The organism is Rothia mucilaginosa (genome assembly GCF_001548235.1).
Lineage (GTDB): Bacteria > Actinomycetota > Actinomycetes > Actinomycetales > Micrococcaceae > Rothia > Rothia mucilaginosa_B.
In genome coordinates, this window is the sequence record NZ_AP014938.1 from 511315 (window position 1) to 535940 (window position 24626).

General features: G+C 57.4%; 20 protein-coding genes. 5 read left to right on the forward strand and 15 right to left on the reverse strand.

Annotated features, from left to right (window positions below):
- Positions 1–28: 28 nt before the first annotated feature.
- Both rfbD and rfbB read right to left on the reverse strand, forming a co-directional pair.
- Positions 29–1453, reverse strand: coding sequence for a dTDP-4-dehydrorhamnose reductase (rfbD, locus tag RM6536_RS01895; protein WP_060823810.1), 1425 nt, complete (start codon positions 1451–1453; stop codon positions 29–31).
- Positions 1453–2451, reverse strand: a complete 999-nt coding sequence (gene rfbB, locus RM6536_RS01900) for a dTDP-glucose 4,6-dehydratase (RefSeq protein WP_060823811.1) — start codon at positions 2449–2451, stop codon at positions 1453–1455. Before rfbB ends, rfbD begins: the two co-directional genes overlap by 1 nt.
- Before the next feature lie 74 nt (positions 2452–2525).
- On the opposite strand from rfbB, the gene rfbA reads away from it, so the two are divergent.
- From rfbA to RM6536_RS01920, 4 genes are all read left to right on the forward strand, one after another.
- A complete protein-coding gene (rfbA, locus tag RM6536_RS01905; protein ID WP_049359620.1) occupies positions 2526–3386 on the forward strand; it encodes a glucose-1-phosphate thymidylyltransferase RfbA in 861 nt (286 codons plus the stop codon).
- A 96-nt stretch (positions 3387–3482) separates the two neighbouring features.
- A complete protein-coding gene (locus tag RM6536_RS01910) occupies positions 3483–4955 on the forward strand; it encodes a polysaccharide biosynthesis tyrosine autokinase (protein WP_060823812.1) in 1473 nt (490 codons plus the stop codon).
- A 112-nt stretch (positions 4956–5067) separates the two neighbouring features.
- Entirely contained in the window at positions 5068–5925 is an 858-nt protein-coding gene (locus tag RM6536_RS01915) for a nucleotidyltransferase family protein (RefSeq protein ID WP_060824873.1), read from the forward strand.
- Positions 5922–6230, forward strand: coding sequence for a PqqD family peptide modification chaperone (locus RM6536_RS01920; protein ID WP_060823813.1), 309 nt, complete (start codon positions 5922–5924; stop codon positions 6228–6230). Before RM6536_RS01915 ends, RM6536_RS01920 begins: the two co-directional genes overlap by 4 nt.
- A gap of 87 nt (positions 6231–6317) precedes the next feature.
- Here RM6536_RS01920 and RM6536_RS01925 read toward each other — a convergent pair whose 3' ends face one another.
- The 11 genes from RM6536_RS01925 to RM6536_RS01975 form a co-directional block, all read right to left on the reverse strand.
- Positions 6318–7565, reverse strand: a complete 1248-nt coding sequence (locus RM6536_RS01925) for a glycosyltransferase (RefSeq protein WP_060823814.1) — start codon at positions 7563–7565, stop codon at positions 6318–6320.
- 12 nt (positions 7566–7577) lie between these two features.
- Positions 7578–8525 carry a glycosyltransferase family 2 protein gene (locus RM6536_RS01930; RefSeq protein ID WP_060823815.1) on the reverse strand — a complete coding sequence of 316 codons (948 nt, stop codon included), beginning with the start codon at positions 8523–8525 and terminating at the stop codon, positions 7578–7580.
- A 64-nt stretch (positions 8526–8589) separates the two neighbouring features.
- Positions 8590–9639, reverse strand: coding sequence for a glycosyltransferase family 4 protein (locus RM6536_RS01935; protein ID WP_060823816.1), 1050 nt, complete (start codon positions 9637–9639; stop codon positions 8590–8592).
- Positions 9640–9814: 175 nt separating this feature from the next.
- The gene (locus RM6536_RS01940; RefSeq protein WP_060823817.1) at positions 9815–11146 is read right to left on the reverse strand and encodes an O-antigen ligase family protein; all 1332 of its coding nucleotides are present in this window, start codon (positions 11144–11146) and stop codon (positions 9815–9817) included.
- Complete coding sequence (locus RM6536_RS01945) at positions 11143–12267, reverse strand: glycosyltransferase (RefSeq protein WP_060823818.1); 1125 nt, start codon at positions 12265–12267, stop codon at positions 11143–11145. Before RM6536_RS01945 ends, RM6536_RS01940 begins: the two co-directional genes overlap by 4 nt.
- Positions 12268–12284: 17 nt before the next feature.
- Entirely contained in the window at positions 12285–14528 is a 2244-nt protein-coding gene (locus RM6536_RS01950; protein WP_005506934.1) for an N-acetylneuraminate synthase family protein, read from the reverse strand.
- Positions 14529–14618: 90 nt separating this feature from the next.
- On the reverse strand, positions 14619–15347 hold the full coding sequence (locus RM6536_RS01955) for a cytidylyltransferase domain-containing protein (RefSeq protein WP_060823819.1): 729 nt from the start codon (positions 15345–15347) through the stop codon (positions 14619–14621).
- The gene (locus tag RM6536_RS01960; RefSeq protein WP_060823820.1) at positions 15347–16447 is read right to left on the reverse strand and encodes a hypothetical protein; all 1101 of its coding nucleotides are present in this window, start codon (positions 16445–16447) and stop codon (positions 15347–15349) included. Before RM6536_RS01960 ends, RM6536_RS01955 begins: the two co-directional genes overlap by 1 nt.
- Positions 16438–17436 (reverse strand): CgeB family protein, encoded by a 999-nt coding sequence (locus RM6536_RS01965; RefSeq protein ID WP_060823821.1) that lies wholly within the window; start codon positions 17434–17436, stop codon positions 16438–16440. The genes RM6536_RS01960 and RM6536_RS01965 overlap by 10 nt, the downstream gene beginning before the upstream one ends.
- A gap of 256 nt (positions 17437–17692) precedes the next feature.
- Positions 17693–18613, reverse strand: coding sequence for a glycosyltransferase family 2 protein (locus tag RM6536_RS01970; protein WP_060823822.1), 921 nt, complete (start codon positions 18611–18613; stop codon positions 17693–17695).
- Between the two features lie 103 nt (positions 18614–18716).
- Entirely contained in the window at positions 18717–20534 is a 1818-nt protein-coding gene (locus RM6536_RS01975; protein ID WP_060823823.1) for an ABC transporter ATP-binding protein, read from the reverse strand.
- 308 nt (positions 20535–20842) lie between these two features.
- Between RM6536_RS01975 and RM6536_RS01980 the strand changes: the two genes are divergently transcribed.
- Positions 20843–21973, forward strand: a complete 1131-nt coding sequence (locus tag RM6536_RS01980) for a low molecular weight phosphatase family protein (RefSeq protein WP_060823824.1) — start codon at positions 20843–20845, stop codon at positions 21971–21973.
- A 136-nt stretch (positions 21974–22109) separates the two neighbouring features.
- On the opposite strand, the gene RM6536_RS01985 is transcribed toward RM6536_RS01980, so the two are convergent.
- On the reverse strand, positions 22110–23090 hold the full coding sequence (locus RM6536_RS01985; protein ID WP_060823825.1) for a ribose-phosphate diphosphokinase: 981 nt from the start codon (positions 23088–23090) through the stop codon (positions 22110–22112).
- Between the two features lie 20 nt (positions 23091–23110).
- Entirely contained in the window at positions 23111–24565 is a 1455-nt protein-coding gene (gene glmU / locus RM6536_RS01990) for a bifunctional UDP-N-acetylglucosamine diphosphorylase/glucosamine-1-phosphate N-acetyltransferase GlmU (RefSeq protein WP_060823826.1), read from the reverse strand.
- Positions 24566–24626 lie beyond the last annotated feature (61 nt).

The following is a 24626-nucleotide window of genomic DNA, read 5'->3' on the forward strand; positions in this document are numbered from 1 at the left end:
GCAGATATAGAGCCAAATCTTTAGAGGATTAGGAGCCCATTTCTGCAAGGTAGGCGGCGAGCGCCTCGCGGTGATCGCGCGGGGTGAAGCCTGCAGCGATCAGCTTGGACAGGTCCATTGCCGAGTTCGTCGGACGGTGAGCGAAGAGCTCAGCGTTGGCGAAGTATTCCTCGGTGGTGGTGTCGCTGACTCGTGCCGGGTCGTGGCCGGTACCCTCGTACACTGCGCGAGCGAACTGTGCCCAGTTGATGACTTCACCGGTGTTCGACACGTTGTAGGTGCCGTACTCAGCGCCGGAGAAGAGCAGATGCAGGGCAGCTGCTGCCAGATCCTGGGTGAAGGTCGGGCGGCCCCACTGGTCGGCGACCACGGACGGGTCGATACCGCGCTCAGCCAGGGATGCCATGGTGCCCACAAAGTTCTTGCCGGCGCCAACAACCCAGCTGGTGCGCAGGGTGTAGTGCTTACGCCATGCGGCAGCGGCAACCTCACCGGCAGCCTTAGAAGCGCCATAGACGCTCAGCGGTGCCAGGGGGTAATCCTCCGGGTATTCCTCACCCAGGGGCAGGGAACCGTCAAAGACGTAGTCGGTGGATACGTGAACCAGCGGCAGGTTAGCTTCTTCGCAGATGGAGGCAAGAGCGCTCACGCCCAGGGCGTTAGCTGCCCAGGCGTCGCGGCGGCCCTCGGGGGTTTCTGCCTGATCCACTGCGGTGTACGCTGCTGCGTTGATGACCGCGCGGAAGGAGCGCCAGCGGAATGCGTCGCGCCACTGCTCGGGCTTACCCAGGTCGAGGCGGTCGCGATCCACAGCCAGGAAGGGGACGTTCTGCTCGGTGAGCTGGCGAACCAGCTCGGTGCCGAGCTGACCACCCGCGCCAATGATTAGGATCGGGTCGGCTTCCAGGGGCTTGATCTCGTTCAGACGCGGGTGGTTACGGTCCTTCTCGGAGAGCTCTGCCTTCGCCAGGTCGATGGGCCAGTCGATTGCGACGGTCTCATCGGCAAGGTTCAGGAAGCTGTAGCCGGATACTGCATCCGCCGACCAGTGGTCGTTCACCAGGTAGGTGTAGGCGGTGTTCTCTTCCAGGGTCTGGAAGGAGTTACCCACGCCGCGGGGCACGAAGATTGCGGTGTCCGGGCCCAGCTCCACGGTGACGACCTTGCCGAAGGACTCGCCGGCACGCAAGTCAACCCATGCACCGAAGATACGGCCGGTCGCAACAGAAACGTACTTATCCCACGGCTCGGCGTGGATACCGCGGGTGGTACCTACCGAAGCGTTGAACGAGATATTGTTCTGGACGGGGTTGAAGTCGGGCAGACCGGCTGCGACCATCTTCTCGCGCTGCCAGTTTTCCTTGAACCAGCCGCGGTTATCGCCGTGAACCGGCAGGTCAATAATGAGCAGGCCGGGAATCTCGGTTTCAGTAACCTTCAATTCCTTGGTCATTACTGGCCAGCCTTTGCGTACTTAGCCTCAACCTCAGCCTTCAGGGGCTCCCACCAGCCGCGGTTGTCGGTGTACCACTTAATGGTGTCGGCAAGACCGGACTCGAAGTCGGTGAACTTCGGCTCCCAGCCGAGCTCTGCACGCAGGCGGCTACCGTCGATTGCGTAGCGTAGGTCGTGACCAGGGCGGTCAACCACGTGCTCGAAGTCGTTCTCATCCTTGCCCATCAGGCGCAGGATGGTGCGCAGAACGGTGATGTTGTTCTCTTCGCCGTCTGCACCGATGAGGTAGGTTTCACCAATCTTGCCCTGCTCCAGGATGCGCAGCACAGCAGAAGAGTGGTCGGATGCGTGAATCCAGTCACGAACGTTCAGGCCCTCGCCGTACAGCTTCGGGGTCAGGCCCGAGAGGATGTTAGTGATCTGGCGGGGGATGAACTTCTCGATGTGCTGGTAGGGGCCGTAGTTGTTGGAGCAGTTAGAGATGGTTGCTTCAATACCGAAGGAGCGGACCCATGCGCGCACGAGCAGGTCGGAACCTGCCTTGGTGGAGGAGTAAGGGGAAGAGGGGTTGTAGGGGGTGGTTTCGGTAAACTTTGCCGGATCGTCCAGCTCGAGGTCACCGAAGACCTCGTCGGTGGAGATGTGGTGGTAGCGAGTGCCGTGCTTACGGACTGCTTCCAGAAGGCTGAAAGTACCGATGAGGTTAGTGTGAATGAACGGTTCGGGGTTGGACAGGGAGTTGTCGTTGTGCGATTCCGCAGCGTAGTGGACAACAGCGTCTGCCTTGCCGACCAGTTTGTCAGCCAGCTCGCGGTCGGCGATGTCGCCTACGACGAGCTTGAAGCGGGATTCAGGAAGACCTTCCAAAGACGCAGCGTTTGCGGCGTAGGTCATCTTATCCAGCACAGTAATAGTGTGATCAGTGTTATCGATGAGGTGGTGAACAAAGTTCGAACCAATAAAACCGGCACCGCCGGTAACAAGAATGTGAGCCATACGGTAGATTTTACCTGGCTAAACGGTGATTTTTATGCCTCAACAAAGAGATAAACATGACACAATAAGAAGTTATGAAGGGAATTATTCTTGCCGGCGGTACCGGAAGCCGTTTGCACCCTATCACTCAGGGCATTAGCAAGCAGCTCACTCCGGTCTATGACAAGCCGATGATTTACTACCCGCTGTCCACTCTCATGCTGGCGGGTATCCGCGATATTTTGATTATTACCACTCCTGCCGACCAGGAGCAGTTCCAGCGACTGCTCGGTGACGGCTCCCGTTTCGGTATTAATCTCGAATACAAGGTGCAGCCCTCCCCGGATGGTCTGGCACAGGCATTTATTCTGGGCGCCGACTTTATTGGCAACGACCCCGTAGCACTCGTGCTCGGTGACAATATCTTCTACGGCCCCGGTCTGGGCACTCAGCTTGCCACCTACGAGCAGAAGGACGGCGCAACCGTCTTCGCTTACCGGGTTGCTGACCCTCGCGCCTACGGTGTGGTGGAGTTCGACGAGGACTTCAACGCGCTGTCCATTGAGGAGAAGCCTGAAAACCCCAAGAGCGACTACGCTATTCCGGGTCTGTACTTCTACGACTCGAAGGTTGTCGAGTATGCACGCCAGATTAAGCCTTCACCGCGCGGTGAGTTGGAAATCACTGACCTCAACCGCGTCTACCTGGAACAGGGTAAACTGAAGGTTGAGGTTCTGCCTCGCGGTACCGCGTGGCTCGACACCGGAACCTTTGATTCACTCGCTGATGCCACTAACTTCATCCGCACTGTTCAGAGCCGTCAGGGCCTGTCAGTTGGTTGCCCGGAGGAAATTGCGTGGCGCCACGGTTGGCTCTCCGATGAGCAGTTGCGCGACATCGCTACCCCCCTCGTTAAGAGCGGTTACGGTAGCTACCTGCTCGGATTGCTCCGCTAATAAACACCGGGGGATCTTCGTATCCCTTCACCGCCTGCAACAACACTCCACGTTGCAGGTACACTAACTCAAACTTTCTGGAGTATTCTCACTACCATGACCATTTTGGAATTTTTCCGCACTACGAGGGCTAACCTCTGGCTGCTGATCATTGGCATCGTTGTCGGTGCCGCAGCGGGCTTCGGCTATGCCTCTCTCCAGCCGAAGGTCTACGCTGCTTCGTCCTCGGGCTACGTGACCGTGGGCGAGTCCGGTACGGTGGATGTTCTCTCGGGTTCTTCGGCTGCTAAGGAGCGTGCTCGCTCCTACGCTGCTATCGTCTCCTCTGAGGCCGTGGCACAGAAGATTAAGCAGAACAACCCCGAGCTGTCCCTGAGCACCGGTCAAATTCGCGCGAGCCTCACCGCAACCGCTGGTGACAACGCTGCACTGATTACCGTGAGCGCGCAGGCTTCTTCCCCGAAGAACGCACAGTTGCTCGCTAACGGTGCGTTGCAGGCTACCGCCGACTACATCAAGGAAATTGAGCAGAACCCCGGTAACGCTCAGGCACTGGTGAACGGCGAAAACACCGCCGCATCCCCGACCACCAACAACACCGTTCGCGTGATTCCGCTGAACAACGCAAGCGTGAACCCCCCGCTGGTAGCTCCGAATTACCAGCAGAACGTGCTCATCGGTGCTGTTGCTGGCCTTGGTCTGGTGTACCTGGCGATCTTCCTGCGCCGCGCACTGGATCAGCGCATCCGCACTCGTGACGACGCTACCAAGGCAACCGGCGCGAGCATCCTGGGCGTTCTGCCCGTCAGTGACGACCTGAACGAAGAAAACATCGTTAACGGCAACACCGACGACCACATCGCGCAGGAATCCATTCGTCAGTTGCGCACCAACCTGCGCTTCGTGAACGTTGACACTCCCCCGCGTTCGTTCATCGTCACCTCCGCAGTGCCCGGTGAAGGTAAGTCGACCGTGTCGCTGTCGCTGGCTCGCGCAATGGCTGATGCAGGTTCGCCCGTCATCCTCATTGACGCCGACCTCCGCCGCCCGACCGTGGCTAAAAAGCTGAAACTCGACGCTAAGGTCGGTCTGACCCAGGTTCTGGCTGGCCAGGTCGAGATTGCTAACGCTGTGCACCAGCTGGGCGATTCGAACCTCTTCGTCCTGCCTGCAGGCCGTATCCCCCCGAACCCCTCCGAGCTTCTGGGCTCCGATAAGATGCGTCAGCTGATTAACGAGCTCTCCGAAGAGTTCATCGTGGTCGTCGACGTTCCGCCGCTGCTGCCCGTGACCGACGCTTCGCTGCTCTCACACTCCGTGGATGGCGTGATTCTCGTTGGTTCTATCGGCCGAAGCCACCGTGAACAGATGACTGAGGCTGCAAGCATCCTGAAGAAGGTCAACGCGAAACTCCTCGGTATGGTTCTGAACCGTGCACCCCGTAAGGGTCTGGGTAACTCCTACTACGGCTTCGGTTACGCAAGCGCCTACGTTGGTTATGCAACCTACTACGGTTACAGCAAGGACGGCGATAAGAAGTCGTCGAAGAAGTCCTCAACCAAGAAGTAATAACGTAATAAGCGCCCTAAACTATAGGGAGCGACTTAGGGCGGGATGGGCAGTATTTTCTGCCCGTCCCGCCTTATACTTATCTGGTATACATGTGCACCGAAAGGCTATTGTGACCACTCACTCACCCAATACCCCGGAGCCGCAGACTACTCCGCTCGCGGCACGGATTCGGCTTGCGCACGCCTACTTCCAGCGGATTGCCGACATGCACTCCATCGATATTCTGCATGTCAAAGGCTACGCTTTCTCCCAGGAAATTTATCGCAAGGGCAGGTACAGCTCCGACGCTGACCTACTCGTCCGTCCCTCTCACGTGGACCGCTTTGTAGAGATCCTTCTGGCAGATGGATGGCGTATCCAAGCCCACTTCGAAACAGGTTCCGTGTTCGAGCACGCGATGACGCTCTACCACGCTTCATGGGGCCTGACCGATATTCATCGTTTCTTCCCCGGTCTGGGACGCCACGGCGACTACGAGAAGGCTTTCGACCGTATCTGGGCGGCGCGCAAGACCCGTATGATTGCTCACCGTCCCTGCACTGTCCCCAGTGACCTGGATGCGCGTCTTCTCGTAGTGCTTCACCGCGCTCGCGCTGCCTCCCGTTACAGCGCAGATATTAACTACCTGGTCTCCCTGCTCTCGTACAGCGATTGGCAGCGCCTGCGAGCCCGTGCGGAGGAGCTTGACTCCTCCTTGGCATATAGCGCGGCTATGGGCGGTCTGGAGCAGTACCGTGACGACCGCGACTACCTGCTGTGGCTGTCGGTCTCACAGGACGTCCCCCACTATATTCAGTGGATTGGGCGCCTGCAGTCGGCGACCACCCTGCACGATAAGCTACGCACTCTCAAGAACATTTTCCTCGTGAATAAGGACCACTTGGCGATGCAGCTGGGACGTACCCCCACCAAGGCAGAGATACGTGCCAAGTTCTTTGAGCGTTTCGGAATCAAGGTGAAAAAATGAGCAATCCGGTAGATTCCCGTCAGACCGTCTACGGTATCCCCGAGAACATCGCGTACGTTCATTCTGAAGAGTTCGCTAAGTACTCCCCCACGGCAACGTATCTTGCGAATCTTGCCAACGGTGAGCTATCTGTTCTTCAGGATTCAGCCTCCATTATTTGGAGTATTTTTGAAGACCCGATGTCTCTACAGGACGCTATCGACCTGCTCTGCGATATGTATGAACAGCCCATAGAAACTATGGGGCCGCAGATCGAGGGTTTTATTCCCGAGCTACTCTCCAAGGGGCTCCTAGAAGCCCGCTAAGGCTCTCAGAAGACACAAAGAAGGCGGGGCGGTAGAACTTATAAAGTTCTACCGCCCCGCCTTCTTCTATGAGCCGTCTTAGCTCTTTTAGTCTTCGGGCAGAGCCTGCACGTACATCTTCAGACGGCTGATGAAACGAGCCTCCGAGAAACCGTCAACGTGCTCACGGATGTAGTCGGCATCCCAGTCATCCGGGTTGAAAGCCTTGAGGGCCTCCACCAGCTGCTCCACGGTCGGCTGGTTGATGAACATGCCGGTCTTGCCTTCCTGAATAGTATCCAGGAAGCCGCCCGCACGGTAGGCAATCACAGCCTTGCCGCTAGCGCCCGCCTCCAGCGGAGTAATACCGAAGTCCTCATAAGAGATAGCCAGCAGCGCCAAGCAGTGACGGTACGCGTAACGAAGCTGCGCATCCGAGACACCCGAAGCAATACGAACAGTCGGGCCAGCAAGAGCCTCCAGGCGTTCCTTCTCCGGGCCGCGACCAATCACCAGCAGCTTCTTACCCAACTCATTACACGCCTCAACAGCCTTATCAACATTCTTGTAGGGCAGCAGGCGAGAAACAATCAGGAAATAATCGTCCGATTCGGTGAACTCTTCCAGACCCGGAATAGGCTCAACCGGTGCGGTGGTATCTACCGAGTGCGGCGGGAAGAAAATCGGAACGTCCTTCTTGCCGTAGACATTCTCGATGCGCTTCTTAATCACGCTCGCATTCGCCACGTACACCGCCGAACGGTGAGCCGCCCAGTGATCCCACATCATCAGTGCAGGACGCAGAGTCTTCAGTAGCAGCGGCACGGGGCCGGTGCTCTTCTCACCCAGGTACTGATCGCTCAGGTACAGCCAACGCGCCGGCGAATGGCAGTAAATGAACTTACGACCGGCGAAGTTGAAGCCGTGCGCCCAACCGGTCGTCGACACCACAGCACGCTCAGCCGGCACCTTCAAGAAAGAAGAAGCAAGGGGCAAAATCGGCAACGCCATACGGTGGTTACGACGCAGGTAACCAATCTTGTTCAGCGGGCTGGTAATGATCTTCGCGTCTTTGAACTCAGGGAAGGTACCCTCCGGATCGTACAGAGTCGTGTAAATCGGTGCGTCCGGGAACGCACGGTGCATCGCCAGAACGACACGCTCCGCACCGCCGCGCTGAGTCAGATAGTCGTGGGCAATCGCAATCTCTTCAGTCGCCTCAGGCTTGATCAGCGGCACGTAACGGCGCGCCAGGCTGCCAAGCTTCTTGAGGCTCTTCGGGATATCAGCAAGCACCGCGTCAGGATTCTTCGGCCCGGTAAACGGAGCGGAGGTCAAGAGCTGAGTGAGTGACATTTCCTATTCCTCCTAGAAAACTTTCTGAGCGCGCTCAGGGTAGTGAATACCGGCGTAGGATGCAGCCTCAACCTGCAGTGCCACGAGCTTCTCAGCTGCCTTAGCGGGCAACTTCAGCAGAATCTTATCGCTCGCATCGCCGAGGGCCTTAATGGTCTTCTCGGTAGTGAAGCGAGCGAGGGTCTTGACCAGCAAACCCCACGCGCCCGTCGGATTCGGAGCGGGGTGTGCTTCCTCGCCATGCTTACGCACGAAGATGGTGCGGGCAGAGCCCGAGTGCAGGGCACGCAGGGCACGCACTGCAGTGGTGGTAGCCTCCGCATAGTGCTTGACCTCAACTTCATCAGAGATGATGATGCGACCACCAGCGTCATGGACCATTTTGCCCATGTCCACGTCTTCCCACCCGTAGAGGCGGTACGCAGGATCGTATCCGCCAGTACGGTCAAAGTACTCCGCAGAGATAGAAGAGTTACCATTCCAGTACAGCCAACGGCCTTCTTCAGCTACGCTGAGGGCGCCTTCTTTGAACCGGGCATCGCGGAAATTACCGTACACACGAGAATAGGGAGTGTCCGGGTACACGTTCTTCAAGGTGCCAATCACACCGTCGTAATCACGGTGCAGGCGAATCTGCGCCTCGACATAGTCAGTAGCAGGCTCAAGATCGTCATCGCAACGGATAAGAATATCCGCATCAGCGGCACGGTGGCCAGCGTTCAGCGCTGCCACGCGACCGCGGTTCTCCTCGAAAACGATCTTGGTCAGGTTCAGCTTGCCTTCTGCAATGTAGCGGTCAAGCACAGCTTCGCTGTTATCAATATCGCCGTCGAGGACCACGATAACCTGGAAGTCCTTCTCGGTCTGGGCAGCAAGCGCATCCAGCGGGTAGTGCAGAATATCTGCACCACCGCGAGAGGGGATGATAACCGCAGCCTTGTAGCGGTGGGTAGTCGTCATAATTTTCCTTCGGGTTTGAGTGAGAGAGTATCCGTTGGGAATGATCTATAGGTTTAGAAGCACCTTAGCGGATAAAACGTTCCAGAATCTCACCAACACGGACCTTGCCTGCTTCAGGCGAATAGTTCTCCTGCCAACGCCAGAACAGCTCGGAGGTACGTTCTGCCAGCTCTTCACTCTCTTCACGGATTTCCTGGCCCAGCTTCTCAATCGCCTGAGCAAGTGCCTGAGGCTGATTCACAGGAACAATATAAGGGTAGGAGCCATTGCCGCCCACGACCTCCATCAAGGGTGCGGCGTCGCTGATAACGACAGGGATGCGCGCGCTCATCGCTTCAGCGACCACAAGGCCAAAGGACTCTTCAGCACCCGCCGAGGGGACAACCAGCATGTCAATGTTAGAGAACAGGCGGTCAGGAGTGGTCCAGCCCAGACGGGTGCTGAACGGTGCGACACGAGCCAGAGCAGTTTCGACTTCAGCACGGCCCTCCTCAGAAGCGAAGACAGGCTCACCGCCAATAATGAAGTCGTAGATGATTTCGTCCTTATTAAGGATGCTCAACGCCTCACACAAAGCAGGAATACCCTTAGCGGGGGTTAGACGCCCCAGGAAGCCGACGCGGATTCGGCGCTCCCCCACACGGTGATCCAGCTCGGTAGAAACGCCACTGACCCAGTTTGCAAAAACCTCACTGCCAGGGCAGGCACGCGCCACATAGCGGCTTGGGACCAGAGTAACCAAAGCATTACGCCGGGCGAAAGGTACCAGCTTAGCGTTGATACCGGTAGCAAACTGGTGCAGATGCACGATGCGGTTCTTACGACCACCAGTAGCGGTCGCAGGGACCAGCCCATTACACCAGAGCAGAACATCCTTATTGTGGGCGTGCCAAGCGCGCAGGGCAAGCATGTACTGTGCACGGTTCTTTGCCGGCAGAATAATACAGGCAAAGCCCTCGTCCGCTGCTGCCTCCATAAGTTGCTTCGGTTCGGAGGGGCCAACAATGGTGACCTTGTAGCCGAGGCTACGGGCTGCGCGGGCGATGTTCAGAAGCATAACCTCGCCGCCGCCAATATCACCGTTATTAGTAGCGATGTACAGTTCTTTCTTCAACGTTCTACTCCTAGAGCAAATGACGAGGGGAATAGTTCTTCTAGGGAATCATTAGTACTCCCCAGATACGCCAAAACAAGGCGCTCCAATAAGCGTTTCAACAAATATGTAGCACGCTATGCTGGAGACTTAGAGAAACTACCTGCCGAGGCAGACGACACAATATGAATATCCTCTACGCCTTATGGATGTTCTGGGTCGCTAGCACGTGGTTATCGGCTTCTTCAGCATCACGAATCTCAATTCGCTCGTCGAAGCCTTCGATACTTGCCTCATCGTGGCCAGTGCCCAAACGCTGTTCGCGTTCAATCAACAACACACGCAGAGCCAAACCACAGGTGACGGCCCACGGCCAGGTGTAGAACACCTCACCCAGACGAGAAGCACAAATCATGATGGCAACACCAGCGCCCTGTACAACATAGAACTTTGTAGGTAGTGTCTTCTGGCCGCTAAACACATTCACGATAAAGAGCAGCGTGATGGTGACAACCAGAATCATCCACGGCCAGCCGCCCTCAACCAGAGCAGACCAGTACGAGTTATGGAAAAACCAGGTCTTCGAACCAGTATGGGCTAGATAAACGTATGCCTCACCCAAACCCTGACCGAAGAAGCCAGAAGCCTGAACCTTAATCTCAGATGCCTGGTCAATCAGCGAACGAAGCGCATCCGTACCGGTACGATCTGCGAAGACACCGGACTGTGCGTAGTCACTGGTCAAAATATCAATCAGCCAGTACAGGGCCACACCCAAGGCGATGCGACCGAAAGTCTTCAGACGGTTCGCGATGACAATCCAAATCAGGCCTGCAACATACGCCGCAATAGAGGTACGAGAACCCGTAGCCCATAGCAGACCGGAGAAAACAACAATGGCGCCGATAACTTCAAACTTGTTACGGGCAAAGCTCAGAATCAACAGACCAAACAGACAGTACACCAGACCCGAGAAGTTTTTGTCATTCAACCAACCGGTCAAATAACCGTAGTAACCAGTTACCGGCGCAAACCCAGCAAAATAAGCCACTGCGTTAAACATAATCGCTAGTGAGTAGCCCAAAATAATGGACCGGATATGCAAGCGTCCGGCAGCAATAGCCCAAACCAGCACTGTTGCTGCCACCAGACGAAGTAAGCGTCGTGTCCAATCCGATGCATCCTCTGAATGCACACCGTTGATTGAAACGATTGCCAGGTAACCCATCGCAACGAACATGATGGCGCGCAAACCGGAAAAATGGCTGACGTCAAAGGTCGGCTTACGGGTCAGACCGTACGCTGCCAAAACAAGAATGACCACCTGGTTAAAGGGCAAACCAACACCCGGTACCGCCTCACCAAAAAGCAAGAGGAATGCCATGATGAACTCAGGCATACGAATCTGGCTGGTCTGATGGCGGACGTAATTGCTACCGCGAGACACAGTTTCAGAGAAACGCGAGACCTCTGGCTTCTCGGAAGGTTCGTTCAGATGCGCGTAAACCTGCGAAGTCTGGCTCATCATCGGCCTCCTCGAAGTACACGAGTGTAAATATCAACCGTCTGAGCAGCCATCTGCTCATTTGAAATCCAGGTGAAAGGCTCAGGCTTGCCCTTCTGTAGCTGCGCGCGCATAGCCTGCAGAACGTCCTGAGTCAGGGTTGCGCTCTGACGGTCTACCAGCTCATCGGCACTCAGAATCTCCGGGTTGCCGCCCACAGCAGTAGCGACCGTCTTCAGACCGGCTGCCTTAGCATCCAGCAGAGTGTAGGAGCAGTTCTCCCACACCGACAGCTGAACAATCATGTCGCTACGGCCCATCGCCTCAATCGGGTTCACGAAACCGCTGAAGGTCACCGAGTCCCCCAGGTTCAGACGCTGAGCCTGAGCCTGCAACTCGGATGCCAAATCGCCAGAGCCCGCAATCTCAAGATGAGCCTGCGGGTAATCAATACGAAGCTGCGCAAAAGCATCCAGCAACACGTCAATACCCTTCTCAGGGGACAGACGAGACAGAGAAAGAATACGAGGACCGCCCTCAGCGGGTACACGCTGCTGCTCAACAGCCGCGTGCACCTCCGGGATATCCACGCCGTTATACACCAGCTCCACGCCGCGAGCGCCCCACTTGGCACGCATCTGATCAGCGGTGGAACGGGAAACAGCAATCGCCTGGTCGGTGCCCCACAGGCGCACACGGTGGACGGTCTCCATGAGCTTAGAACGCCAGGAGCTACCGTGGTACACCGAGTCATTACCGGCGATACCGTGTTCAGTGGTCAGAAGCTTCGGCACGCAGGTGCCGCGCTTAATCACGCTACGGACACGCAGAGTATTCACCACGGCGGTCGCTACAACGTCCGCATACGCAAGGTGGCTGTGCACAATATCCGGGTGGAGCTGCTCAATAGCCTTCTGCAGAGAGGTAAAGGAAGTCTTAAAACCGTAGTCGGGGCCAAATTCAGCCTTGATGACGGTGACGCCCAGTTCCTCAAGGCGGCTCGTGAGCTTACCTTCGGGTGCGAGAACCACCAGGTTAAAGCCGGGGAGCCCGGCACGTGCCATATCGACAACGTGCCGAGCTACTCCACCAAAATCGGGAACCGGAACGACCCACAGGGCAGTGGGAAATCCGTTTGAATTCATGAGTGAGTGTCTACTTTCTACAGCCACTTCTCGAGGCGGTCCAGCGCGGTGAAGAAGCCCTCACCGTTGTTGATGTGGCCCTGCCAGATTTCGGGAATGAAGGATGCCTTCGGTGCCAGCTCACGCAGCTGCTTACCCAGGGATGCCCAGTCGACATCGCCTTCGCCGACCTGAACGCCCTCACCGTCAACGCCGGTGCCGTCCACCAGGTGCAGGTGGATGGACAGCGGTGCCAGCTGCTCAACAGCCTCCGACAGCGGAATGTTCAGGAAGTTACATGCCAGCATGGTGTGAGAGATGTCCAGGCAGAGTGCGGTATCAAATGCACGCGAGAACTCTGCGGTGTCCTTCGGATCCAGGAACAGGTTGTGGTACTGCTGACCACCCATCAGCCAGGGGTACGGGGGCAGAGTCTGAGCCGCCAGGCGAACACCGGATGCGTCCAGACGCTTCAGTGCCTCACCGATACGCTCGTACTTCTCAGCACGTGCGGATGCGGGGATGTGCTTGTCCTTGGTGAAGCCGCCCATGGTCACGACCATGACCGGGTCCTCGTCTACGGTGAAGTAGCGGGTCAGGTCACGGGTAATGTCGATGGTGCGCTGGACCTCAGCGATGGAGCGCTCCCACACCTCGGGATCCTTCGATGCGAGGTCCACCAGGAAGTCGCCTGCGAACAGGTCGGGCAGGTGGGTGGTGAAGCCCATATCCAGCTTGGAGTCAAAGACATCGTCGATGTTAATCTCGAGGTCCTTGTAGGAGAAGTGGAACTCCAGGAAGTCCGGCTTCGCCTCTTCAATCAGCGGCTTGTAGTCGTGGTAACGAACCGGCAGACCCCAGGGACGGTCGAACTTGAAGTCGCGGCGGGTCACCAGGTCGTCCTTCAGGTCGCCCTCGAAGAAGAACGAGCCTTCTTCAACGTCGCGCTGCATGGTGCGGCCCAGCAGCTGCGGCAGGTAGTTCGGCTGCAGACCGCGGCCGGGGGACTTCACAGCAACGTCAGCCTCGGTCACGACCTCGCCCTTAGCGATGTGGCGGGTAGCAACCAGGGACTTTGCCAGGTTCACGCGGTTCATCAGCTCACCGGTGGACACCTCACGAGGAGCAGCGGAACCAATAGCGGTCTCAACCTCACGGATCTGCTGAACCATTGCCTTGAATTCCTCAGGCAGCAGGGAGACGGTGTGGTCGTTACCCTCGAGGGTCTTGTCGGTGGTGAAGTGCTTCTCAATAATCTTCGCGCCGCGAGCAACAGCAGCGATCGGCACGTGGTAGCCGCGCTCGTGGCCGGAGTAACCGACCAGGCACTGACCAATCTCAGCCAGGCGGTCCATGTACGCCAGGTTGACGTCCTTGAAGGGTGCCGGGTATGCGGACTGGCACTGCAGCAGAGCGTAGGATGCGCCAGCGTTACGCAGCAGAGCCACGGACTCGCGGATTTCCTCTTCGCGGCTCATACCGGTGGAAACCAGCATGGGCAGACCGCGAGAAGCCACGTCGCGCAACAGCTCGTGGTTGGTCAGGTCAGCAGAAGCAATCTTCATGCCCTGGATGCCGTAGTCAACCAGCGCCTGAACGGAGGGTGCGTCCCAGGGGGTGCACATGATGTCCATGTCGTGCTGCTTGACGTGGTCGAAGACCTCGTACATCTGGTCAACGGTCAGGGAGAAGCGGGACAGCAGGTCCAGGGTGTACTGAACGCCCAGGTCCTCACCTGCGGTTGCCGCACCGCGCTGGCGGTACAGAGCGTCCATGTCGCGCAGCTGGAACTTCACAGCGTCCGCGCCGGACTCAACAGCCAGATCCACCAGTTCCTTAGCGAAGTCAACGCTACCCTGGTGGTTGTTACCAATCTCAGCAATGATGAAGGAGGGGGAATCCTCGCTGATGGTGTGCTTACCGATGCGCAGAACGTCCTGCTCATCCATTGCCAGCGCCACGAGGTGACCGCGCTCGTCGGTCAGCGGCACGTGGTTGATACCCTTCGCGAAGTATGCGCGCAGAGTCTCGGGATCAGCGTCAGCCGGTGCGGTCTGCGGGTTGGTGTTTGCAGCGTCCAGGGCGCTGGTCTCCAGGGATGCAGTGGGGTTAGCAATCAGCCAACGACGGAAGTCGCCATCAGAGAGCGAACCGCGCAGGATACCGGACTCGTTCACCAGGAAGATGATGCGCTGGCCGTTAGCAGAAATCTTCTGCAGAGCGTTGAGAATCGGGTCTTCAGCGAAGACCACGTAGGGGGCAATATTGCGTTCAATAATCACGATTTTGACCTTTTCGTTTGAGTGTTTAGTTGAATGCCTGAGTGCCGGTCAAGCCGGGAGCGGCAGACGAGGTACTGCCGCTAGTGAAGGTTACTTGCCTTCGGCCAGGATCTGAGTGAGCTGGTGCTCTGCCACGGAGAAGTCAATCGGTGCGTCAATGTCGACGCCCTCGACCTCGTCCAGCATGAACAAGTCAATGGTACCGCCGGGGTAGCCCGCCAGGCGGTTGTGGTGGTCCATGTACACGTGGGTCTTGGTGATGTACATCGAACCGTTCTCACGGTAGCGGAAGGTTTCCTTGGTCAGCTCCTGGCGGCGCGGACGAGCCATAATCTCGAACGCCGCGGTGGGCTCACCGTCAGCGTGCCAGGTCCAGATGAACGGACCAATCGGAATCACACCGACCATGGAGTCCTTGCCGTTCTCCGCGAACTGGCGGACCGCACGAGCCAGAGTGCCGGGCAGACGCACGGGGCTGGTTGCCTGCAGCAGCATGACTGCATCGGGCTCCCAACCGTTTTCGGTGTAAAACTCGATAGCGTGCTCGATGACCGGCTCGGTTGCAGTGGTGTCTTCAGCCAGGTGTGCCGGGCGAATGAACGGCACCTCCGCACCGTACTCGCGCGCGATATCAGCCAGCTCAACATCATCGGTGGAGACGACAACACGCAGCTCGTGCTCGCCGGCTACTTCTTCCTTAGCATCCAGTGCCTGCTCGATGGTCCATGCAACCAGCGGCTTACCCGCGATGGGGCGCAGGTTCTTACGCGGAATGCCCTTCGAGCCACCGCGCACGGGGATGACGCAGAGAATACGCATTATGCCTCCAAAGTTTCAATCATTAGTTCAGCGATACGCTGTGCAGGTTCCTTGTTCGGCTGAACCGGTGCCGGGGTCGGTTCCTGACCCCACTGGTTCATGCCGTAGCGGTCCCAGAATTCTACCAGCCATGCCGGCGGTGCCGGGTGGTAAACCCACGCCGGGATTCCGCGGATTGCAGCCTCCAGAACACCGGTAGAGAAGATGGATACCACCGGGTTCGGTACCTCGTTCAGCGGGGTGCCGGAACGGTCAATGCGGATGCCTTCCTTCTCCCACAGCTGGTGGGTCAGCACCGACAGCTTATCCTTCTCACTCGGGTGCGGGCGGTAAACACCGCCGAACTTCTTCAAGAAGGAGTGGGAAGCGTACGCGAAGGATGCGCGCGGCAGTTCCGCGCCGTGCATCTGCCCCAGGAAGATCGGTTCCAGGTCGTTCTGCTTCTGCGCCTCAGCACCGGCGGCCTTCTGTGCTGCAAGGTAGAGCAGCTGCGAACCCACCGCGTGAGTGGTGACGTCGCGGCGACCCGATACCCAGAACTGAGCGTCAGCTTCGCTGAAAGCCAGCAGGGTGCATCCGACCGGTAGCGGCGGTGCCTGAGGCACCAGCAGACCGTGCTGGACCACCCAGTACTCAGCGCCAATCGCGCGAGAAAACTCATAAGCTGCCGCGCCACGCGCCAAGTAGTGACCCAGGGAAAGAACCACGCGTACACCGGGCAGTAGCTCCTGCAATTGGTTGCCCGTCACTTCCTGTTTAGTCCAGGCATCACGGCTGTAACGCTCGGTGGCATACTGACCGTTGAGGTACTCCGAGGCGTCCTCGGGGACCCACAGAGCCACGCCCACGTTCTCAAGATACTTGAGAGGCTCCAGCAGGGAGTTACGGCTCGTCGGGGAGAAAGAATCGAGCACGATGAGCACACGGGATACAGCTCCGCGGGTGTAGAGCACGCCTCCGACGGGGCCTTCCTGCTCGGCGGTACCGCCGCGCAGACGGTTCACGAGCTGACGCGCCTCCGTCTTAGCCCAACGCAGGGTATTCTGGCGCTTCTGCCAAGCCGCCCAGGCATCAATATCAATGGGATACGTCAGGCCCATAGCTGCTCCAAAATCTTTACACGCTGATCGAAAGTGTGCTCAGCCAGAGTACGCTTCTGACCGGCTTCACGAATCTGACGAGCCCACTTCGGCTCACGGAAAATACGGGTACAAATCTCGATGAGCTCATCAATGCTCTCGTAGACCAGAACCTCTTCGCCAGGAATGTAGTAGCGATCCACGTCAGCACGGTCAATCACCTGCAGAGCGCCCACGCCGGGAGCCTCAAAGGTACGCATGGTGAAACCATCCTGATTATTGTGGATGTTCAGCGTTGCCGGGGAGGACGCCATAATGCCGTACGCCTCGGAGCGGTCAACATCGCGACCTGCGGGCACGCCGGAGTCCTTGAACTGCTTAGTGCGCAGAATATCGTAGGGGTGACGCGACCAAGCACGACCGTAGGCACGCACCGGCAGACCGGCTGCGACCAGCGCCTGCAGGGTCTCCTCACGGTTGGGGTACTTAGCGCCCACAAAGTTGATGGAGTCCTCGCGCATAGGGACGACCGGGCAGTGGGTATCGTAGGCGTTAGGCATGTCGAGCACCTCGAAGCCCTGTTCACGCAGGTGCTGCGCATCCAACGGGCTGTAACTTGCCAGCGCGCCCAGGTGGTGCAGGTCCTCTTCGGTGTAGCTCATGCGGCGCATTTCGTCGTAGAGCCAGGTGCCGTAGCGAACGCCGGAGGTCTCCAGCAGGTCCCACCATTCGCGGGAGAGCATATCGCCCTTAATGACCAACACAATATCGGGGCGGAACTCGTTGAAAGCGTCAATAGCCTTACGGGTTGCCTGCGTTGCGAAGCTTTCGGGGCGGTACTTCTCGGGCAGTTCGTGGGCAAGCTTGTTGAGGATGCGCTCGGGCAGAGTACCCGGGGCATCGTAGATGTGGGTGCGCACTTCGTATCCGTGCACTTCCAGGGATGCCTGAATTGCCTTCCAGTACCCGTGGAATGCGGGCGAGAGCAATAGAAGTTTGGGCTGAGTCATATGAGGATTGAATCCTGTCGGCGTTTGCTATTGGAACCCGCAGGGCAAAACCGTGCGGTGCTATGTGTTGGAGTGAAGAGGAGCGGACAGTTTCACCTGCACCTTGAGATAAAACATACCTACTGGAATTTTACAACGAAAGCAGGAGACGACACACTCGAGTGCACTGTGTCGCCTCCTACGTTCTATGTGAGCCTTCTTATGAAGACAGCAAAAATCTTACGGAACCATCACGGTAAATTCCGGAGGGTCGTACCTAGTTTTCGCGGCGCTCTGCCTTGGCGATACGCTCCAGCTCAGCGGCGAGGAAGCCACGAGCGTCCACGTCCTTATTGCGCAGGCCGCGCACCGAGTTCACCAGGAAGTTCGCGTAGCTGGTAGCACGCAGAGCCGCAGCAAGCTTCTTCTCCCAGCCCCACTTATCCGCATAAATGAAACGAGCAGTGGTCAGCCACTGTACACGGCGCTCGGAGGGCGAAGACCCGCCGCCCTCGTGGGTTACAGTCACCGAAGGAATCAGGTAGCGGTCCACACCAGCGTTCGAGAGGCGGTACTGGAAGTCCACCTCTTCGCTGTTCATGTAGAAACGCTCATCCATGCCACCAATGCGGTTGAAGGTCGCGCGAGGAACAACCATGCACGCACCCATAACCCAGTCGACCTTCGCATCGGAGGTGCCGGTGCATGCCTCAACATCGTGGCCAACGCCGCGGTGCCACCAGTTGGTCGGCTTGAAACGAGCCAGCGGAGTGAACCATTCCCACGCCACATGCGCTGCGGTGGGGAACTTACGTGCCACCCACTGCTGCTTACCGTCGTGGCCAATGATCTGCGGGCTAGCCAGCACCTCGCCGTGGCGCTCCACCGCTGCAAGCATGCGCGAGACGAAGGTGTTATCCAGCTCCAGGTCGCTGTTGAGGATGAAAACCCATTCACCGGTCGCGGCAGCAACACCGGAGTTCACAGCCTTACCGAAACCACCGTTGACGGGGCGGCGAACCACCGTCACGCCCTCAACCTCGGGGAAGGGGGTGGGAGAAACATCATCAGAAACAATAATTTCGATATCGGCGGGGTCAATACCCTGCTGAGCGCGCAGAGTGTCAATAATGGCAAGAACCGGTTCCGGCTCGCCGTAGAAAGGAATAACCGCAGATACGCGGGGAGTATGAGTCACAATATGTCCTTTGAGTGAGGTTCCTGAAATTCACAAGTGATAGAAGGCTAAATATGGGGGCGACCGTATCTATATCTGCATACGATCACCCCCATAGTTTCAATTAGTCGGGCAGCTGGCCCAGGCGAACGAGGTTCGCGAATTCTTCGTTTGCCGCCTGAACTTCCTTGAAAGTTCCCTTATTAGCAATGCGGCCCTGGGAGAGGTATACCAGCTGATCAACGTTGCGCACCGTGGAAAGACGGTGAGCCACGATAATCACGGTAATCTCCTGGGAGATACGGTTAATGGTCTGAGTAATCTTGTGCTCAGTCTCATTATCCAGTGCACTGGTCGCCTCATCCATAATCAGCAAGCTCGGGTTACGGTACATTGCACGCGCAATGCCCACACGCTGACGCTGGCCACCGGAGAGGCGGTTACCGTTCTCACCAATCGGGGTATCAATGCCGTCTTCCAGGGTCTCGACAACGGGCATCAGCTCCGCTAGCTCAAGGCAGTAGAGTACACGATCGTCATCAATGCACTGCTTGGGAATGCCGAATGCGACTGCCTCACGCAGAGTACCGTTGCCCAGGTAGGGATCCTGGGGAACATAACCAATCTTCTGGTACCAGGAAGGCAGGTCAGTATGGATGTCCCTACCCTGGCTAGAAATCGTGCCGCTCGTCGGGGTGAGTAGGCCAAGGATTAGGTCAACCAGGGTAGTCTTACCCGAGCCTGAACCACCAACGAAAGCAACCGAGGTACCTGCCGGCACATCCAGCTGAATGTCCTTAAGGACGTCCTTATCACCGTCCGGGTAGCGGTATACCAGGTTATCAACCAGCACATCCACAGGCTCAATAGCCGGGTTAATGATAGTTGCCGGATCGAAATCGCCCTTAGGGCCAACCATCTGCAAACGCTGCTCTTCAGGGCTCATCGAGCGGATAACCTTGGCAACTTCCTCACTCGCGAACTCATTTGCACGGATGCCACCCAGAGAAGCAACCATACGGGTAGCGTTCGGCAGAATACGGATGCAAGCGGTTGCAAAAAGCATCAGAGCAGGCAGACTATCGGCTCCCTGGGTCGAGGTCATCAGACCCAGAAGACCTGCGATACCGACGATGAAGATAATTTCTAGAGCGTACTTGGGGAAATCCGCGAAGAAGGAAATATTCACATCGCTATTCACGCTACGCAGCGCATGCTGGCGGTACTCCTCAACGGTCGATTCACGCGAATTAGAAATACGAATCTCGCGGAAGCCCTTGATGTTGTCGAAGAGCGAGCGAAGGGCGTCACGACCGGCACGAGCAGAAATCTCACCGTACTTAGCGTTACCGCGGCGCAAGAAGAACTGCATCACAGAGATAGTGATACCGAAGTAAGCGAAGGCAATCAAAGCCGGAATCGGCATAACGCACAGAATCATCACCAGCAACACAAGAATCGAAAGTAGATCACCGATGAAGTTAATAATTGCACCGACGTAGCCGCGGTAGGCGAACACCACATAAGTACCGATCAGATACACAGTATCTTCAGGCTGGGACTTCCTATGGTTGAAGTAGCTATCCTTCATGTAGTGGTTAAGGATAGTCGTCGACGTCGCCAACTGCTGGTAACCGGTGAATTTCAGACTCCAGCGCTTAAAAATGAGCGATGCAATACCTTTAAAGACAAAGGCCAACACCAGAACAACGCCCAGATAGAGCACCAGCTCAGATCGCTGAGGATTACCAAAAATATCCGAGAGAACAGCCAGGTAACCAGTAAGTTCCGCGCCCATCGCAATATTCACAATGGGAAGAACGGCAGCAACACCGACCATTTCCATCAAAGACAGGATGAACAGGCCGATTAGGTTAAAGACAAGTAGCGTAAAGCTTCGTCCGGGGAAAAACAGGCGAAGCTGAGTATAAATGCTCTTCATTGGTCCTCGTTGGTGAGTATACTCGCTGGCCCCTGAGTGAGAAAAGACCAACATTGCACGCCAATTTTAGCACGCGACATCTAAATATTTTCGGTATCAAGCTTGTACTTTAGGTCATCTTTAGGTGGACGAAGGACCTCTAATTCTCACCTAAAATATAAGACATTTGGGGGTATTTGCCACACACAGGAAAAGGAACCGTTGAAGGTACAAGTAACTCGGTATGATAGATACTATTCATTCAGCAAACCCAGCACTTCCGGCTTCACTGTTCACTGTTGGGTACGTCAATTAGAAAAGGCTTTTTGATGGGCATCTTCAACATCAAGTCCCTCAAGGACAAGTACGCGTGGGGGTCCTCCGAGGACAAAACCAACTCCGCAGAAACTGCCGAGGCGCAGCCAGCAACCACCGCTTCTTCCTCCGCAAATATTGCCGACGGAGTCCGCTCCCTCATTAAGAGCAACCCCGAACTGGCAGGCAAGAACCGCCGCGGGGTAGCAGGTCGCGCCATCATCCCTGACGGTTCGCTCCGTGAAGCCATCGAAGACTACGAAGTCCGCTCCCCCGCCGCAGTAGCTTCCCAGGAAGTCACCCCCGAAGAAGAGCTCAGCGCCGACGGCACCGCTACCGTCTCTGCACAGCCCCTCACCCACACCGATATCAAGGCTACCCCCGGTGACATCCTCGACGTAGACGGTAAGCCCACCGGCCCCAGCATTATCCGCGTGGGTCAGCACAACGCACCCACCGTTGATGCTGAAGAGCTCGCCGACCCGAAAGAAGCCAACAGACGGAACGCAGGAAACGCGCAGCCCTCCCCCGCTACTAACACCCGCAGCGAACGCACCCCGCAGTTCAAGCTCTCCCCCAAAAACCTCAACCGTACCGGTAGCAGTAGCGGTGACGGCCCCTTCGAAGCCGTCTTCGTCTGCACCGGAAACATTGCCCGTAGCGCATCCGGCGAGGTCATCTCCAAGCACCTTGCCGCAGAGTACGGTCTGGAAGACAAATGGATCTTCTCCAGCGCAGGCACCGGCGCTCTCGTCGGTCACGGCGTCTACGAACACGTAGCAAACGAGCTCATTGAGCGCGGCTACAACCCGGAGGGCTTCGCATCCCGCCAGCTCAACGAGCAGATTATCGAGAACGCCACCATCATTTTGGTGGCCGAAAAGGTACACGCCGATTGGATTGTGCGCGAGTGGCCCCAACACCACTCCAAGATTAAGCTGCTCAAGCAGGCTGCTCGCATTCGCGAGGATGCACGCCGCGCCGAGCCGCTTTCTTACCTCTACGCCTACGGTGCCCGTCCGCTTGATAGCGACAAGCTGGAAGACCCCTACCGCCGCGGCCCCGCAGCAGCGAAGGTTGCAGTGGATGAGGTGGAGCAGTCCCTGCGTGTGATTCTGCCCTGGCTCGCACAGGCACACTGCTAAGCATACGACGCTAAATACAGCACTAACCCGGCTGGAACAGGCCTCTGTTCCAGCCGGGTTAGCTTTAGCCTCTATCACAAGAAAGTCCCCCACCGACCACGGTCAGCGGGGGACTTTCTACATGCTCTGAGAAAACTTAGTGATCGAAAATCTCGGTCACAGAGCCCTCGTCGAAGACCTCACGGATAGCGCGAGCAATCAACGGAGCGATGGAGAGAATAGTCAGGTTATCGAACTGCTTCTCTTCCGGCACGGGCAGGGTGTTAGTCACGACGACCTCCACAGCACCGCACTGAGACAGACGCTCAGCAGCCGGATCGGACAGAACCGGGTGGGTAGCTGCGATAATAACTTCCTTCGCGCCCTTGTCCATGAGGACCTTCACAGCGCCAGCAATGGTGCCGCCGGTGTCAATCATGTCGTCAATCAGCACACAGGTACGACCCTCGATGTCACCCACAACAGCCTTAGAAACAGCATGGTTGGGGACGTTAATGTCGCGGGTCTTGTGCACGAACGCCAGGGGTGCGCCGTCCAGCAGATCAGCCCAGTGCTCAGCCACGCGGACACGACCGGTATCCGGGGACACAACGGTCACCTTGGACAAGTCTTCCACGCGCTCGCGGATGTGCTTAGCCAGAACCGGAATCGCGAAAAGGTGATCCAGCGGGCCGTCGAAGAAGCCCTGAATCTGCGAAGTGTGCAGATCCACGCACATCAGGCGGTCAGCACCAGCGGTCTTGTACAGGTCCGAAATCAGACGTGCCGAGATGGGCTCGCGGCCCTTGTGCTTCTTGTCCTGACGAGCGTAGGGGTAGAAGGGAGACACCACGGTAATGGAACGAGCGGATGCACGCTTGAGCGCATCAATCATAATGATCTGCTCCATGAGCCACTCGTTGATGGGTGCCGGGTGCGACTGAATCACGAACGCGTCCGCACCGCGCACCGACTCCTCAAAGCGGACGTAGGTCTCGCCATTGGCGAAGGTATATGCGGAGGTGGGCAGCAGGTCGTGATCAAGTGCCTTCGCAATCTCCTCGGCAAGCTGGGGGTGTGCTCGACCGGAGACCACTACAAGCTTGCGCTCACCGGGGTTGGTAATCTCGCTACTCATGGTGTTGTTCTTTCCTCGAATTAGGATTCTGCCGGTTCCTGCGCACCAGCTGCCTTAGCAGCCTCAGCAGGTTCGGTACCGGCACGGTTCTTCAGGACCCAGCCCTCAATAGTGCGCTGGGAAGTCTCAGAGTAGGCGAGGGCGCCCGCAGGAACATCCTTACGGATCAGCGCGCCCGCGCCGGAGTATGCACCGTCACCCACAGTAACGGGTGCAACGTAAATACCCGCGGATCCCATGCGGGCATGCGCGCCAATAACGGAGCGGTTCTTCACCAGGCCGTTATAGTTTGCAAAAATAGAGCCAGCACCAATATTCGCGCCCTCACCGATGGTGGCATCACCAACGTAGGACAGGTGCGGGACCTTAGCGCCATCGCCAATCTGCGAGTTCTTAGCCTCACAGAAGGTGCCGAGCTTAGCGTCCTTGCCCAGGGTGGTACCGGGGCGCAGGTATGCGAAGGGGCCAACAGTTGCGCCTTCGCCAATGACAGCGCCGTGACCGTGCGCGCGGATGACGGTAGCGTCAGCCTCAACGGTCATATCAGTCAGGGTGGTGTCCGGGCCAATGGTGGCGCCGGTAGCGACGGTGGTGGAACCGTGCAGCTGCACACCGGGCAGGAGAGTCACATCGTTCTCAATGGTGACGGTGACGTCAATCCAAGTGTTCTCAGGATCAACGATGGTCACGCCGTTACGCATGTGAGCCTCAAGGATGCGGTTGTTGAGCATACGACCCAGCTGAGCCAGCTGCACGCGGTCGTTAGCGCCCTCGACCTCCCAGCGGTCGTCAATAGCCAGAGCGGAGGTGCGGTAGCCCTTAGAACGAGCAATGGACAGAACGTCGGTAATGTACTTCTCACCCTGTGCGTTGTTGGTGGTCACCTCGAGCAGTGCCTCACGCAGAACAGCTGCATCAAAAGCGTAAATACCGGAGTTAATCTCGGTGATTTCAAGCTCTTCGGGGGAAGCGTCCTTCGCCTCAACAATGGCGGTCACTTCGCCAGCCTGATTACGGACAATACGGCCGTACGCGCCGGGCTCATCCACGTGAGTGGTCAGGACGGTAACAGAGTTCTTGTCTTCCTCGTGGAAAGCAATCAGTTCGCGCAGAGTCTCGGGGCGCAGCAGAGGAACGTCACCGTAGGTCACCAGGACGGTGCCGGAAACGGGAGCCTGCGCATCCAGAGCGTTCAGACCGACCTCAACAGCGCGGCCGGTACCGGGAATCTCATCCTGGTCAACAATGGTTACTTCAGAATCAAAAGCGAGGACGTGCTCAGCAACCTTATCGCGCTGGTGGCGCACCACAACAGCAAGGCGCTCGGGGTTCAGGTCACGTGCCGCGGCAACAGCGTGCTCCACCATGGAACGACCACCAATACCGTGCATAACCTTGGGGGTAGCGGACTTCATGCGCGTACCAGCGCCTGCGGCGAGAACAATCACTGCAGAGGGTGCCAGTTCAGTATTCACTGGGAAGACTCCTTAGACGAGGTTGTAAGAGTGAGGAGTGAGCGCGGACCGCTAACTCTCT

Excerpts from the sequence above, each read along its gene's own strand:
- RM6536_RS01910 (WP_060823812.1), top strand. The coding sequence starts at position 3,483 with ATGACCATTTTGGAATTTTTCCGCACTACGAGGGCTAACCTCTGGCTG.
- RM6536_RS01940 (WP_060823817.1), bottom strand. The coding sequence starts at position 11,146 with ATGATGAGCCAGACTTCGCAGGTTTACGCGCATCTGAACGAACCTTCC.
- RM6536_RS01955 (WP_060823819.1), bottom strand. The coding sequence starts at position 15,347 with ATGCGTATTCTCTGCGTCATCCCCGTGCGCGGTGGCTCGAAGGGCATT.
- RM6536_RS01945 (WP_060823818.1), bottom strand. The coding sequence starts at position 12,267 with ATGAATTCAAACGGATTTCCCACTGCCCTGTGGGTCGTTCCGGTTCCC.
- RM6536_RS01930 (WP_060823815.1), bottom strand. The coding sequence starts at position 8,525 with ATGACGACTACCCACCGCTACAAGGCTGCGGTTATCATCCCCTCTCGC.
- RM6536_RS01975 (WP_060823823.1), bottom strand. The coding sequence starts at position 20,534 with ATGAAGAGCATTTATACTCAGCTTCGCCTGTTTTTCCCCGGACGAAGC.
- rfbB (WP_060823811.1), bottom strand. The coding sequence starts at position 2,451 with ATGGCTCACATTCTTGTTACCGGCGGTGCCGGTTTTATTGGTTCGAAC.
- RM6536_RS01925 (WP_060823814.1), bottom strand. The coding sequence starts at position 7,565 with ATGTCACTCACTCAGCTCTTGACCTCCGCTCCGTTTACCGGGCCGAAG.
- RM6536_RS01960 (WP_060823820.1), bottom strand. The coding sequence starts at position 16,447 with ATGGGCCTGACGTATCCCATTGATATTGATGCCTGGGCGGCTTGGCAG.
- rfbD (WP_060823810.1), bottom strand. The coding sequence starts at position 1,453 with ATGACCAAGGAATTGAAGGTTACTGAAACCGAGATTCCCGGCCTGCTC.
- RM6536_RS01965 (WP_060823821.1), bottom strand. The coding sequence starts at position 17,436 with ATGACTCAGCCCAAACTTCTATTGCTCTCGCCCGCATTCCACGGGTAC.
- RM6536_RS01980 (WP_060823824.1), top strand. The coding sequence starts at position 20,843 with ATGGGCATCTTCAACATCAAGTCCCTCAAGGACAAGTACGCGTGGGGG.
- rfbA (WP_049359620.1), top strand. The coding sequence starts at position 2,526 with ATGAAGGGAATTATTCTTGCCGGCGGTACCGGAAGCCGTTTGCACCCT.
- RM6536_RS01985 (WP_060823825.1), bottom strand. The coding sequence starts at position 23,090 with ATGAGTAGCGAGATTACCAACCCCGGTGAGCGCAAGCTTGTAGTGGTC.
- RM6536_RS01920 (WP_060823813.1), top strand. The coding sequence starts at position 5,922 with ATGAGCAATCCGGTAGATTCCCGTCAGACCGTCTACGGTATCCCCGAG.